The organism is Stakelama saccharophila (assembly GCF_032229225.1).
GTDB classification, from domain to species: Bacteria; Pseudomonadota; Alphaproteobacteria; order Sphingomonadales; family Sphingomonadaceae; genus Sphingomonas; species Sphingomonas saccharophila.
Genome location: NZ_CP135076.1, coordinates 603,085 through 616,761 on the forward strand (window position 1 = coordinate 603,085; position 13,677 = coordinate 616,761).

The following is a 13,677-nucleotide window of genomic DNA, read 5'->3' on the forward strand; positions in this document are numbered from 1 at the left end:
CGCTTCTCCGCTCACAGGATGAGGTCGAGTGCTGCCGCGACGACATTCGTTTCGTTGGGCAGCAGCGCCGTCTCCCAGGACTTGGTGCTGGGAATGGGATGGGCCGGGCCGCAGATGCTGGCGAAGGACAGACCGGGCAGGCCCATCAGCGCGCGCGACACTTCCGCGGCGAAGCCCCAGCCGTCGGCCCCCTCCTCGACGACCAGGACATGGCGGCAATCGCCGATCCGCTCGCGCAGCCCGTCCCGGTCGAACGGGGAGAGCGTCGTGACCTCGATCACATTGACGGCCAGCTCCTCTTCCGCATCCAGGCGGTCGGCGGCGGCGACACAGACCTCGGTGCTGCCACCATAGGTGACGATCGCGATATCGGGCTCGGCATGCGGCGCGACGTCGCGCTGCTCCAGCCGCCGGGCATAGCTCAGCTTGTTCTCGATGATCAGGTGCGGCGTGCCGGATGCGAAGGCGGCGGCGTAGACGGCGGCGATATCGCAATATTGGCTGACCGCCACCACCGTCAGGCCGGGAACGCCGCAGAAATGCTTCTCCAGCGACTGGCTGTGCGTCGCGCCGTAGCCGCGCTTGCCGCCCATTGGCGCGCGAACGACCACCGGCACCGCGATCTGGTCGTTATAGACCCAGGGCAGTTTCGACATGTGGTTGACGAGCTGGTCGGTGCACAATGTCACGAAGTCGCCGAACATGATCTCGACGCAGACCGGCTTGCCCTTCAGCGCCATGCCGGTGGCGACGCCGGCGATGCTCGCTTCGGAGATCGGCGTGGTCAGCACGCGGCCGGGAAAGGCGCTCGACAGGCCCTTGGTCGCCTTGAACGCGCCGCCATAGGGGTCGAGGATATCCTCGCCCATGATATGGGCGGCCGGGTCGTCGGCGAGAAACCGGTGCAGGCTGGTGTTGATGCCTTCGATCACGCGCATGGTTCGGGATCCTTCATCGCCGCGTCGAAACAGGCGTCGAGATAGGCGGCGACTTCCGTATCGAGCAGGTCGGTTTCGCCGTTCATCCCGGCGCGCAGCAGGTCGAGGCAGTCGAGCTCGCGCAGCGCTTCGAGTTCGGCCTCGGAGCGGGTATCGTCGCTCTTGCTGTGCGCGCGCAGGCGCACGGTCTCGATGTGGAGCCAGAAGGGGCGCCCCCGCTCCCGCACATAGCGCGCCGCCTCCTGCGCCGCCGGTTTCAAAACGGCAAGATCGGTGGAGCGGACCGAGGCGGATTCGATGTCGAAGGGTCGCGCGCGCTCGGCGATCCGTCCGGCGACGCCGCGGTCGCGCGGCGTGGTCTGGGCGATGCCGTTGTCCTCGACCACGAAGAGGACGGGGCAGTCCCATAATGATGCGAGGTTGAGCCCCTCATAGACATAGCCCTCGCCCATGGTGCCGTCGCCCAGAAAAACGTTCGTGATCGCGCCCTTGTCGCGGTCGGCGAGCGCGGTTCCCACGGCCAGCGGCACGAGGCCGCCCTGAATGCCGCTGGAAAAGAAGTTGCGCCATGCAAGGTGCTGACTGCCGCCGCGCCCGCCGCAAACCCCGCTCGCCCGCCCGACGATCTCCGCAAACAGGCGGTGCACCTCGCCGCAATAGGCAAGGAAATGGCCGTGGCAGCGATGGTTCGACCAGACGGTGTCGATATCCTTGTCGATCGCGGCCATCAGCGCGATCGCGTTCGCCTCCTGACCGATACAGGTATGGGTCGTGCCGGACAGCAGCCCTTGGCTGAACAGGTCGAGCAGCTTCGTCTCGAACTGCCGGATCAGCGACATCAGCATATAGTCGCAGGTCCGGTCGTCGGCGGCGTGGTTCGAAACGAGGTCGGCAAAATGGTGCATCGGCTTCATCCCCCGGTCGGCGTTGGCTCGTTTTCCGGCGCCTCGACCCGCATCACCCGGGCGACGATCTGCGTCCGGTTTTCCGCGCCCAGCAATTCCATGATCGCGCGGATATGCGCCTTCACGGTGCTTTCGCTGATGTTCAGCCGGTTCGCGATCGCCTTGTTCGACAGGCCGGTGACGAGAAGCTGGATGACCTCGCGCTGGCGCGCGGTGCTGGTCGCGAACAGCGGGTGGCCGGCGGTCATCATCGGCGCCGGCTGGCGGTTCGGCCCGGCCGTGTCGCTGTGGTCGAGCAGGCCGTGCAGGATCGTGCCCGGCAGCACGGCGTGGCCGTGATGCACCAGTTGCAGCGCGGCCAGCAGCATGTCCGACGGCAGCTCGTCGGCGACGATCGCCGTCAAGCTTTCGAACAGGTGCCGGGGCGGCGGCGGCGGATCGCCGTCGACATGCGCCAGCAGCAGGATCCGCGCACCGTCCGGCCAGCGCCGCCGTGCGGCGTCGACCTCGGTTTCCAACCATGCCGAGCCGCTATCGTTCGAACTGCCGAGAAACAGGAGCATCGGGCGCTCCAGTCCCTCGGGCACATCGGCCACACGTTCGAAATCGTACAGCGTGGCGAGGGCGCTGGAGCGCAGGCCGGCGGCGATGCAGTTGCGGTTGAATGGCGAGCGGTCGATCACGACCACCGCCGGCAGATCGTCCCGTCGATCGACCCGGGCGTGGGCATAGGGAACCGTGGCGGCAAGGCCGTCAACCCGGCTCATCCCTGCCAGACCCGCGCCGGCCGCTTGAACAGGCGGCGAAGCCGGCCGGCCAGACCCGTCTGCCGGGGTACGTCGCCGGTATAGTAAGCGGCGCTGTCCATGTAGAACTGGACCGAATCACCATAGCCGCGGCGGGCATGTTCGGCATAATCGACCTTGTCGAAGACGGCGGCGTCGATCTTGCCGCTCATCTGTTGCATGGTCGCGTTGACCTCGTCGATCGTGGTGCGGCCCCAGGACAATACCATCAGCGTGTGGTCGGCGATTTCCGACAGGGTGCGGGCATCGCGCACCGCCAATGCCGCCGGGCCGTTGACGATCACCAGGTCATATTGCTCGCGCAGGTTCGCCATCAGCGCGACGACCCGGCGGTGGGAGATGAGCGAGGCGGGATCGCGGACCGGTTCGCGGACCGACAGGACCCGCGGCTTGTACGTTTCGATCTCGCGACTGGTCGATTCCTGGTCCGAATTCGGCAGCAGGAATTGCGGCGCCGGATCGAGCAGCAGTTCGACCAGGTCCGGCCCTTCCGACTGGCGCTGGATCTCCTGCATCATGCCGGGGCGGCGCAGGTCGAAGTCGACGATGATCGCGCGCCGCCCGGCGGACGCCGCCGCGGCACACAGGCTGAGCGCCACGGTCGACTTGCCGTCGCCGGGCAGCGGAGAGGTGATCAGCACCGTGTGCGGCTGGTGTCCGCGGCCGAGGTCGAGCACTTCCGAATGGACCGCTCGCGCCACTTCGGCGAACAGCGATTGCGGCTCGCGCAGAACCGGGCTGTCCTCCAGCGAACTCGTGCGCAGCCCCGGAATCAGCGGGAACATCCCGTAGGTGGGCAGGCCGAACCAGCGACGCACCTGTTCGACGCTGCGCACCTTGTCGTCCATGATCTCCTTGGCGAAGACGAGGAGCAGCGACAGAACCAGCGACCCGAAAAAGGCGGCGGTGATCGTCTTCTTCGGTGTCGGCGAGAAGGGATCGGTCGGCACGGTCGCCGGCGACACCAGTGTCGAGTTGACGCCGATCACGCCGAGCAGCGCGCGCACCTCCTCGGCCTGCTTGTGGGTCGCCATATAGACGTCGTGCGCGACCTGTGCCTCGCGCTCCAGGCGGGCGAGTTCGACATTGTTGGTGTTGTTCCGGAACGCCTTCGACAGCATGCCGCGCAATTCGCTTTGAAGGCGGCCCGCGCGGGCAGAGGCGGCGGCGGCTTCGCTGCGCGCCAGTTGCGTCTGCTGTGCCGCCTCGGCATTGGCCTGGGCCCGCGCGACGGCCAGTGCCGACGCCTTTTCCCGGTCGATATTGGATTTGAGCGCATCGATCTGGTTCTGCACCCGGACCATTTCCGGATGACCGGAACCGTAGAGCGAGGCGAGCCGGGCGCGTTCGTTGAGCAGCGTTTCATATTCCTGCTGCTGTTGCTGGAGCAACGGCGAGGCGGCGCCCGCCGTCGTGCGCATGCCCGCTGCCCGCGAAACGCCGGCGGAGCGCGCCGCCATGGCCGATTGCATCCCCTCGGCCGAGGCGGTCTCGACGGCGACGCGGTTGATCTGGCTCAAATCTTCCGAGCCGCCCGCGCCTTCCAGCATGCCGGTATCGCGGCGGAAGTCCGCGACGCGTTTTTCGGCCGCGGCGAGTTCGCCGGCAAGCCGTTTTGCCTGCTTGTCGAGCCCGGCCAGCAACTGTTTGCGCCGCTCTTCGCGACGATTGAGGCGCATCGCCTGTGCCGAATCGGCATATTGGTTGGCGATCCTGGTGGCGATCTTGGGAAAGGGGGAGGTGACCTCGATATCGATCAGGTCCGACTTTTCGTTGTTGAGGATGCGGACCGAGTCCACCAGCTTGGTCGTGGCGACGGCGCGATCCTCTTCGCGCACCTTGTCCGGCGGTTTGGCGGCGCCGCCCATGAACTTCGCGCTGCTGGTAAGATCCAGTGTCCGCACGACATGTTCGGCGACGGCGCGCGAGCGATAGATCTTTGCTTCGTTTTCGACACGCTGGGCGTTGCGGGCGGCGGCTTCGGCCTGGTTGGCGCCCTCTTCGTCGGTCAGTTCGACCTGCACGGTGGCGGTCGTCCGATAGCGCGGCGTCGCCAGCATCTGCGACAGGATGGCGACCGCCAGCGTGATGCCGACAATGCCGATGATGAGCCAGCGATGACGGGCGATCACCCGCTGCAGATAACGGGCCTGGAGATTGTACATCTCCGGATCCTGGCCCGCATGCTCGGATCGGCCGGTGCCTTCGTAGAAGTCTTCTGAGCGATAGGTCTTTGCTAGGCTCGTCACGATACCCGCCGAATATTAGGTGAGGACGCCCGGACCTGTTCCCGCGTCTTCAGCCATATTGCGGGCGATGCGTGATACTGACAAAAGCTATTGGGAGCGAAGGGCGGCGCATCGTGGCTAATCCCTTTGCACCGATTTCGCGGCTCGTGGAGCGAGAGGCTGCACCCGGCCGAAACGGAGCGCCGCGCGGGCGGGTCGTTCCGGCACCGGCCGAAGCAATTGCCGGTACATCGCCAGGTGCGCGCACGCGCAGGTGCCGAGATCGTACCGCCGCCCCTCGTCCAGCGCCGCCGCCGACATCCGGCGATACAGATCGGGCTGGGACAACAGCTCGAACAGCGCGACGGCCAGCGCTTCGGGGTCGTCGGGACGTGCAAGCAGGCCGTTGCGCCCGGTGGTGATCAGCTCGCGAGAACCCGCCACATCGGTCGCGACGACCGGCAGCGCCGATTGCAGCGCCTCCAGCATGGCGATCGGCATGCCTTCGTAATGCGAGCTGTTCACGAAGATGTCCGCCCCGCGCATCAGGTCGGCCACGTCGCTGCGGTTGCCGAGAAGCTCCACGAACGGTCCGGCCTGCAGCGCGGCGATGCGTTGCCGCAGCGATGCCATCAGCGCGCCGTCGCCCGCGATGCGGAGGTGAAAGCGATGCCGTGCGCCGCACCGATGACGAAGATGCGCGGCGGCCTCGATCAGCATGGCATAGTTCTTCTGCTCGGTGAGCGCGCCCACGGCCAGGATGGTTGCCGGATCGGCGGGCGCCGTCCTGCCCGCGGTCGCCAGGAAGCCGGCCCCCGCGGCGTTGACGATCTGCGTCACCGGACGGTTCGCATGGCCGCCGAACATGCGTTCGCAATCGTGGCTGATCGCGACGTAGCGGTCGACGATCCGGTCGAATAGCCTGAACAGCAGGGGGGGAAAGCTCAACCGGCTGTTGTGATGGGTAAGCACGACCGGGCAGCGCGCGCCGGCCAGCCACAGCATCGGCAACGCCCGTGCCGTATGGGCATGGATCACGTCCGGCCGTTCCTCCGCGATCAACCGCCGCACGGCGAGCGCGCCGGCGGGCAGGTTGCCGCGTCGGCGCAGCGCAAGAATGCGGGGATGCCCCCCTTCGCCCGCGATCCGCTCGCAAATGGCGCGCTCCGTCGCGGGGTCGTTGCCGACGGCCGCGGCGCGGCTCAGCGCGGCGACGGTAGAGCGGTGGCCGGCCTGCGCGAACGCACCCGAGAGGTTGGAAACGAGGATTTCGGCGCCGCCATTGGTGAAGCTGGTGAAAATGGACAATATCCGCATGGCATGCTCCGCTGTGCCGGAATCGTGTGTCGGCCGGTTGCCGGTCGCGGCCTTCAGAATCCAGATTGCGCGGGGGCGCTCAACGGCAATTCCGGACTAGACCGGATGCCCGGCTTCATCCTGCCGCGGCTCGCTGGCAGCCTTGCCGACCATGGCCGAATTCGTCGCGATCAGGCCGGTTTCCGCCGGACCAGCGCCCCGTCGCATCTGCTTCGTCATCGCCGCGCTGGGAGCGGGCGGGGCGGAGCGTATCGTCTCATGGCTGGCCGAGCACTGGATCGCCGGCGGTGCTGAGGTGACGGTCATCGCGTTCGACCATGCGGATGAACCCGTCTTTCACGACTTCCCGGAACGGGCGCGTTTCATCCGCCTCGGCATCGCGGCACGCGGCGATGGCCGCATGACGCCCGCGCCCCTGCGCAGGATCGCTGCGCTGCGCACGACGCTGAAGGCGGTCGCACCCGATCTGGTCGTAAGCTTTCTCACGAAGGTCAATATGCTCACCCTGTGCGCGTCCATCCGCCTGCCGGCCAGGGTCGTGGTCGCCGAGCGCAACAATCCGCGGCGTCAACCGGCGCATTGGTTGTGGAAGGTGGTGCTGCACCGCGCATATGCCCGTGCCGACGCCATCGTTTGCCAGACCGCGTCGAGCGTGGTCTGTATTCCGCCGCGCTATCGTGACCGGGTGCGCGTCATCGCCAATCCGGTGGCGCCTTATGGTGCCGCGCGGACCGCGAAGCGGGCCGGGCGAACGGTGGTCGGCGTCGGCAGGCTGGAATATCAGAAGGGGTTCGACCTGCTGATCGACGCATTCGCTCTCGTCGCCGGACGGCACCCCGACTGGCAGCTCGACCTCTGGGGCGCCGGACCGTGCGAAGCCGGATTGCAAGAGCGCGCGGCGGGCCACGGGTTGGCGGATCGCGTCGCCTTTCGCGGGGTCAGCCGGCGCCCCGGCGGCTGGATCGCCGAGACCGGTATTTTCGTGCTCGCCTCGCGCTATGAAGGGTTTCCCAATGTATTGGGAGAGGCGATGGCCGCCGGCCTTCCGGTGATCGCGGCCGATTGCGATTTCGGCCCGTCCGAACTGGTGACCGACGGTGTCGACGGACTGCTGGTCGGATGCGAGAATGTCGAGGCGCTTGCGGATGCGCTGGCCCGCATGATGGCAGAACCCGGCCTGCGCAACCGGCTGGCGGCCGCGGCGCCCGGTGTCGCCGAACGGTTCGCGCCGGAACGGATCGCCGCCGAGTGGGACATGATGGTCGCGGCGACGCTGGTCTGACCCGCCATTCCGCGGTCAGGCGAGCATGGCCTCGTACACCGCCATCACCTGATCGCAGTGACGATCGAGTCCGAAGCGGTGCCGGGCGGAATCCCTCGCCCGGGCAGCAAGCGCATGTCCACCGTCCCGCGCCAGCTCGAGAATGCCTCGGGCGAGCGCATCCGCGTCTTCCGGCGGCACCAGGATGCCGAGTCGGCCGTTGTCAAGCGCTTCGACATTGCCGCCCGAGCGGGTCGCGACCACTGGCGTCCCGACCAGCATCGCCTCTACCAGCGTGCGGCCGAAGGGTTCGCCGACCGCCGGCACGATCAGTTGGTCGCATGCCGCGATCCAGGTCGTGCCGGGGCTGCGCCAGCCCATCGCGACGATATGCTCGTCTAGTTCCAGGCCGCGGATGTGCCGCCGGATGGCATCGTCCATGATGGATTCCTCGGCGGCCCCGAACATCAGACCGCGAACGGGCAGGTCGGGGCGAAGCTCGCGCAGGCGCGCCACCGCATCAATGAAGAGCAGCGGCCGTTTGCGTTCCTGGAACACGCCGAAATACCCCAGCAGAAGCGCATCCGGCGGAGCCCGAAGCTCACCGGTCAACATTGCCCGCGCGGCCGCGCGATCGACGGCGATATCGGTGTCGAACGGGCTGTGTACGACCTGTGCCCGTCCGGCCGCGGAGATCAGGCCGCCGCGCGGCAGCGAGAATTGCGAGACGCTGAGCACCCTGTCGGCAAGCAGCGGCGCGACGAAGCGCAACCCGCGCGAATCGGGGTTGCCGCGATGGTGCCACAGCAGCCTGGTGCCGGCGAGTTTCGCCGCCAGCGACCAGGCGGCCTGCGTCCGGCCGTCGTTGATATGGGTGATGTCGATCTCTTCGCCCCGAAGGAATCGGACCTGGGGAACAAGTTTGGCCAGTGCCGCCGGGACACCGTTCAGTCCGACATTCCGGGCATGCGGGGTGGCGGTCCAGCCAAAAGGGCTGACGACCGGAATATTCTCCTCGCGGAACAGACGTGCGATCTTGCCGTCCTCGCGCGGGACCACCACCAGCGGGTCGAACCGGTCGCGATCGAGCCGCTGCAGCAGGCCCAGCACCGACAGGTGGCTGCCGCCCACGGCGTCGCCGCTGAACGGGAAGCAGATCCGTGGCCGCGATTTCGTCGCGCCGCGCCGGGTCTGCGTTCCGCCAGGTGCCCCGGGTGCCGCGCTCCAGGACGTCATTCTGGCCCATTCCCCGCGGTGTGGCCGATCAGGCGATCGCTGAGGTCGGCCAGAAAGGCTTCCAGGCTGGGCACGCCGTCGCCATCGGCATCGCTCCAGGAGTCGGGCCGGGCGGCGTTCGTGCCATGTGCGTCTTCCCATTCGTCGGCCATGCCGTCGCCATCGCTGTCGGCATAGGGTCGCGCGGTGGCGACGGGCGGGATGGCACCGGGTTCGTGCACGATATGGCCGGTGCGATCGCGCACTTCCTGCACGATCCGCGCATCGACGCCGTCGCGCGGAAATGCGCCGGCGCGCGCCAGCACGGCGTCATAGGCGGCATCGGCCGACATCGGCCGGACCGTCAGCGGGCAGGGAGGCGAGGGAACCGCCGCGGCCTTGATATCGGGCGCGATATGCTGGAATTTGCCGTCGAAGCGGTTGGCGAAGATGTAGATTTTCGCATCACCCTTGGAGCCCAGCTCCTCGCGGTCGATGCCGACGGCGTGATCCGCCGTCGACGGTCCCTTGCGCATGACGTTGCCGACGACGGAAACCGGCGATCCGCCGTAGCTTTCCCATATTTCGGTGAATTGCGAACTGGCGTCGTACAGGACGTTGTTCACCACCTCGACACAGGAATTGGGAACGAAATTGACGTCCGGGTTGCGGTCGCCGTTATGGGCACAAAGATTGTTCAGAAAGCTGACCTGCTGCGGGCCTTCGGGATCGCTGCCCAGCAGCGCGCATTTGTCGTGCTTGGGAATGCCCTCGGCAAAGATCGACCAACTGATGGTGATATCGTTGTTGTCGCCGTAAGGATTGACCAGTTCGTCACGGGCCCAGCTTGCGCTGACATGGTCGATGATGACGTTTCGGCTGTTCTCGATCGTGATCGAATCCTCGGCCTCGCGGTTGGCGCCGATGCGGTCGTTGCGCACCCGGATGTGCCGGACGACGATGTCGTGGCTCTGCTTGATCAACAGCGGCGTCAGGCCGTTGGCCCCGCCGGCATGGGCCAGGGTGATGCCGCCGCCCGGCGCCGTCTGACCGGCGATGGTGAGGTAGGGATTGCTGATGACCGGCGGCCGCCCGGTAAAGCGGATGACGCCGGCCACCCGGAAAACACAAACCCGCGGCCCTTCGGCCCCCACGCAGGCGCGGAAGCTTCCCGGACCGGAATCGGCAAGCGTGTCGACCATGATGATCCGTCCGCCGCGCCCGCCTTTCGCGCCGGCGCCGAAGCCGGTCGCGCCGGGAAAGGCGGGCGGCCCCGCCACGGGCTCGGGCGGCGGGGGCGGCTGGGTTTCGGCGGAGTTGCTGCACGCCGGCACGAGCAGGAACGCCGTGGCGATGCCCAGCGGCGCCAGCAGTGTCGCGATCGCGGTGCGCAGCGGGCGGCGGGGCGGCATCAGAACTGGGTGCGCAGTTCGACCGCCGCGCGCGTTCGCTCGAACGGCTGGGAAGGATCGTCGCTGTGGCGGTTGGCGTATGTCACCGTCGTGGCGAGCGACAGGGACCGGTTGAGCCGATATTCGACTTCGCCGGTCACGCCCAGGGTACGCTCCGCGATGCCGGTGCCGATGAATTTGCTCCGTCGATAGAGGACCGACGCCTGAAATCGCAGGTCGGAACGCGCCTCGGCCTGGACGCCCAGGCGGAAGCGGGTGTCGGTACGGGCCTGTGCGCCGGATCGCACGGTGGCCACGTCGCCGCGAAACCCGTCCAGGGTGAATGCGATGCGGCGGGTCGGCAGGTAACTTATCGAGGCTTCGGCCGACAGGCCGGTGCGGCTGGGCAGAGACGGGTCGTCCGGGTTGGAACGGAACACGCCGACGGTCGCCTCGCCGCGGACGAAGCCGGTGTCGGCAAGGCTCACACCGGCCCGCACGCCGAACGTGTCGGCATCGCGGTTGATCCCGGTGAAATCGGTGGCAAGCCGGAAGTCGCGGCGGTTGTAGAACCCGTTGACGACGGCCCGGACGGTGCCCGTCAGATAATAGCCGGCGGCCGCCTGTGCCGAATAGATCGAAAGGTCGCGATCCCGGTCGCGGGACGCCAGATAGTCGACCTGCGTCGCATCGCCGGTCAGACCGACATAGACACTGCCGGTATCGTGCGTCCAGGACGCCTCGCTGTTGAGGATGTTGATGCGGCGAGGCCCCGTACTGCGCGTATCGCGCGCCTCCGGGTCGCCGCGATCCTCGATCGCGCGGCGCCAGCTTACATGCCCGGCAAAGGTGTCGGGCGCCGACTTGTAATTGCCCTGCATGCGGAAGAAGGCGGCGTCGCTGTCCTCCGCCGTGCGATCGAAGAAGCGCCGCAGCCGCAATTCGCCCAGCAGCGACAGGTTGGCATCGCCGGAATCGAGCAGCGCCTCCACCCGCGGCGTCAGCACGACCAGGGCGTCGTCGACCTCATTGTCTGGCTCTGCATAGATGTTGCTGTCATATTCGACCCGCGCCTCGCCGGAGGGATAGAGCCGGAACGGACCGAGCGGCAGGCCCATCGGGTCCGTGCCGGGAAGCGGAAGGTCGAGGATCGGCGCCGTGCGGTCGATCTGCTGCGCTGCGACCGGATTCGCCGCGACGGCGGTTCCCAGTGCGCCGGCCAGCGCCAGGCGGCGGATCAGAACCACCGTTCGTACACTTCGATCTGGTCGCCGGGCTCGATCGGGTCGCTGACGCGCGCGCGCCCGGTGAGCGAATTTCCTCCCACCTTGCGGGTGATGGCGACCGCGCTCTGGTCGGCGCGGAACGTGTATCCGCCCGCCATCGACACCGCCGCCTGCACGGACATTCCGGGGCGGAAGGTGTATTCGCCGGGCTTGTTGACCTCGCCCAGGATATAAAAGGGCCTGAGCGCGCTCGGCTGGACGTTGACGATGGGGGCATTCAGGATGCGGCGTTCGAGCAGCGCCTGCTTGATGCCGCTTTCCAGTTGGGAAAAGGTCCGTCCGCCGGCCTGGACCTTGTCCACCATCGGCAGTGACAGGGTGCCGTCGCCGGCGACGGTGAAGGTGGTGTTGTTGAACGCCTCCAGCCCATAGATATAGACCCGTACCTCGTCTCCGGCGCCCAGCCGGTATTGGCTGTTCTCGATCGGCGGAAGGTCGGCGAGCGAGGCGGTGAGGCTTGCGCAACCGCTCGTCAGCAGGGCTGCGGCGAGGCCGAGCAATGCGTGGCGCAGGATGGATCGAGGCTGCATGTCACTCTCCAGGCTTCGAGAATATTTCCGACGACATGATTTCGACGATAGGGCGGTGTGCGCCGAGATTATCGCATCGCGCCCGGATGCCCCGTGGCAATTTCGGCGGATTCGTTGCGAAGAGGTCGTACTGGCCGACCGGCGTACCTCTTTCGGGCTATGCCGCCGCCGCATTTGGTGACGATCATCAGGGCGAGCAGCACCGGAATGATGTTCAGGCGCGAGAAGATGTGCGGGCTGGACTGGCTGTAGAGAATGAAGACGGCGACGACGGCGAAACAGACGCCCGCTTCCAGCCGGCAATGGGCCAGTCGCGACAGAGGCATCCATAGCAGCAGCCCCACCAGCACCAGGATGCCGGCGAGCGAGACCAGCCCGCCCTCTACCAGCATCAGCAGATAGATGTTGTGGACCGGCTGCTTGATCTCGTTCGTCTTGCGGAACTGGTCGGCGCCCAGGCCGATGAACACGGTGTCGTCTGCCTGCGCCCATGCCAATTCGATCAGCTTCATCCGCCCCTTGTAGGTGCCGGCCTCCTCAAGATCGCCGCTGGAGATGGCGTTGCCGACGCGATCCTCGAACACGGTCGGGACGGGGGCGCCGCTGGCGACGAAAATCGATGCGCCGACCGCGGCGACCAGCAGCGTCCCGCCGACATAGCGCATGCCGAGAAACAGCAGCGTGATCGCGATCGCCGCCACTGTCGCGGCAAATCCCGTAAAGGATGCGCTCAGCATCAGCGCCCAGGCGAAGACCGGCACGATCAGCGTCACCAGCCAGGTCGGCAGCAACCGGGTCGAAAAGGCATAGATCAGCAGCGGCGTTGTGAAGGCGATCGTCGCCCCGTTCCAGTTCGGTTCGGAAGCGAAGGTGGAAAGCCGCCCGTTGCCTGCGATGAATTCCTCGGAAAAGACCGCCGCGGCCTGAGCATGGTTCATCGTCTGGCTGACGGCGATGCCGAAGATCTCCATCGCCGCCACGCCCAGGATGAACATCGCGACCAGCCGCCGCGCAATCCGTCGGGGCTGTGCGAGAAGCAGCATCGGCAGCAAGAGGAAGCCGGTGATGTACTGCATCGAGATGACGAACCAGCGCATCATGTCGCCGTTGAACAAGGTGCCGATAAACAGCCCGCCCAGCATCATCGCAAGGCCGACGAGCCATAAGGGCGTCACCCGGCCGAACGGGATCGCGGTCAATTGTCCTCGCGCCAGGCCGATGGCGAAGGCGGCGAAGAACATCAGATCGGCCAGCGTGACATTGATGCTGCCTACGCGCAGCAACTGGTAGGAGGCGAAAAAGGCGCCGGTCGCCATGAACGCTGCGGCCAGCGAATGCGGGCCGGCTTCCGCCAGGATCGGCGTTTCGATCGTACCGGGAAGCCGTGCCGTGCCGCCATGCGGTGCCGCGCGCCGGGCCAACGTCGCCGACGAGCCGACATCGCCTCGCTCCCGCCCGTCTTGGGGCGCGAAATCGCGCCCTTCGCCTGAAATGGCATTCATGCGCCGTGATCCGCTTGCGGAACTATTCGTGCGATCGGCCATGCGATCGCTTGCAATGCGTGCCGCACGGCGTTCGCATCCGCCATTCGCATTCTGGAGGGGGCGCCGCCCAAAAGGCGTAGCCGGCAGGCGAAAAGGAGGCATGCCGGAATGGCGTTTTCGCCAGCCCCGGACCAGCCCTAGGATATTGCATGCGACCCGGCGACGGGCGCGCGCGCCGGCATACCGCCAGTTCCTCCGCGCGCTACCGATCGGCGGTGAACGGACCCATCATGTTGGCAGGCAAGGGCAGTTGAGC

At 67.0% G+C, this 13,677-nt stretch carries 11 protein-coding genes; 1 reads left to right on the forward strand and 10 read right to left on the reverse strand.

The features are described 5' to 3' along the window. Positions 1–11: 11 nt before the first annotated feature. The 5 genes from RPR59_RS02715 to RPR59_RS02735 all read right to left on the reverse strand — a co-directional run bounded on the left by RPR59_RS02715 (position 12) and on the right by RPR59_RS02735 (position 6,194). Positions 12–938 carry an alpha-ketoacid dehydrogenase subunit beta gene (locus RPR59_RS02715; RefSeq protein ID WP_313916421.1) on the reverse strand — a complete coding sequence of 309 codons (927 nt, stop codon included), beginning with the start codon at positions 936–938 and terminating at the stop codon, positions 12–14. Continuing rightward, complete coding sequence (locus RPR59_RS02720) at positions 929–1,843, reverse strand: thiamine pyrophosphate-dependent dehydrogenase E1 component subunit alpha (protein WP_313916423.1); 915 nt, start codon at positions 1,841–1,843, stop codon at positions 929–931. Before RPR59_RS02720 ends, RPR59_RS02715 begins: the two co-directional genes overlap by 10 nt. A gap of 5 nt (positions 1,844–1,848) precedes the next feature. Further along, positions 1,849–2,610 (reverse strand): helix-turn-helix transcriptional regulator, encoded by a 762-nt coding sequence (locus tag RPR59_RS02725; RefSeq protein WP_313916425.1) that lies wholly within the window; start codon positions 2,608–2,610, stop codon positions 1,849–1,851. After that, positions 2,607–4,898: a GumC family protein gene (locus RPR59_RS02730; protein ID WP_313916427.1), complete on the reverse strand. Its 2,292-nt coding sequence runs from the start codon at positions 4,896–4,898 to the stop codon at positions 2,607–2,609. Before RPR59_RS02730 ends, RPR59_RS02725 begins: the two co-directional genes overlap by 4 nt. A gap of 117 nt (positions 4,899–5,015) precedes the next feature. Continuing rightward, entirely contained in the window at positions 5,016–6,194 is a 1,179-nt protein-coding gene (locus tag RPR59_RS02735; protein WP_313916430.1) for a glycosyltransferase, read from the reverse strand. A 151-nt stretch (positions 6,195–6,345) separates the two neighbouring features. On the opposite strand from RPR59_RS02735, the gene RPR59_RS02740 reads away from it, so the two are divergent. Then, on the forward strand, positions 6,346–7,476 hold the full coding sequence (locus RPR59_RS02740) for a glycosyltransferase family 4 protein (RefSeq protein WP_313916432.1): 1,131 nt from the start codon (positions 6,346–6,348) through the stop codon (positions 7,474–7,476). Between the two features lie 15 nt (positions 7,477–7,491). Here RPR59_RS02740 and RPR59_RS02745 read toward each other — a convergent pair whose 3' ends face one another. The 5 genes from RPR59_RS02745 to RPR59_RS02765 form a co-directional block, all read right to left on the reverse strand. Next, a complete protein-coding gene (locus RPR59_RS02745; RefSeq protein ID WP_313916434.1) occupies positions 7,492–8,586 on the reverse strand; it encodes a glycosyltransferase family 4 protein in 1,095 nt (364 codons plus the stop codon). Positions 8,587–8,687: 101 nt separating this feature from the next. Beyond that, the gene (locus RPR59_RS02750) at positions 8,688–10,082 is read right to left on the reverse strand and encodes a pectate lyase (RefSeq protein ID WP_313916436.1); all 1,395 of its coding nucleotides are present in this window, start codon (positions 10,080–10,082) and stop codon (positions 8,688–8,690) included. After that, positions 10,082–11,308 (reverse strand): outer membrane beta-barrel protein, encoded by a 1,227-nt coding sequence (locus RPR59_RS02755; protein ID WP_313916437.1) that lies wholly within the window; start codon positions 11,306–11,308, stop codon positions 10,082–10,084. The genes RPR59_RS02750 and RPR59_RS02755 overlap by 1 nt, the downstream gene beginning before the upstream one ends. Beyond that, entirely contained in the window at positions 11,299–11,877 is a 579-nt protein-coding gene (locus tag RPR59_RS02760; RefSeq protein ID WP_313916438.1) for a polysaccharide biosynthesis/export family protein, read from the reverse strand. The genes RPR59_RS02755 and RPR59_RS02760 overlap by 10 nt, the downstream gene beginning before the upstream one ends. Positions 11,878–11,945: 68 nt before the next feature. Beyond that, complete coding sequence (locus RPR59_RS02765) at positions 11,946–13,379, reverse strand: O-antigen ligase family protein (protein ID WP_313916439.1); 1,434 nt, start codon at positions 13,377–13,379, stop codon at positions 11,946–11,948. Positions 13,380–13,677 lie beyond the last annotated feature (298 nt).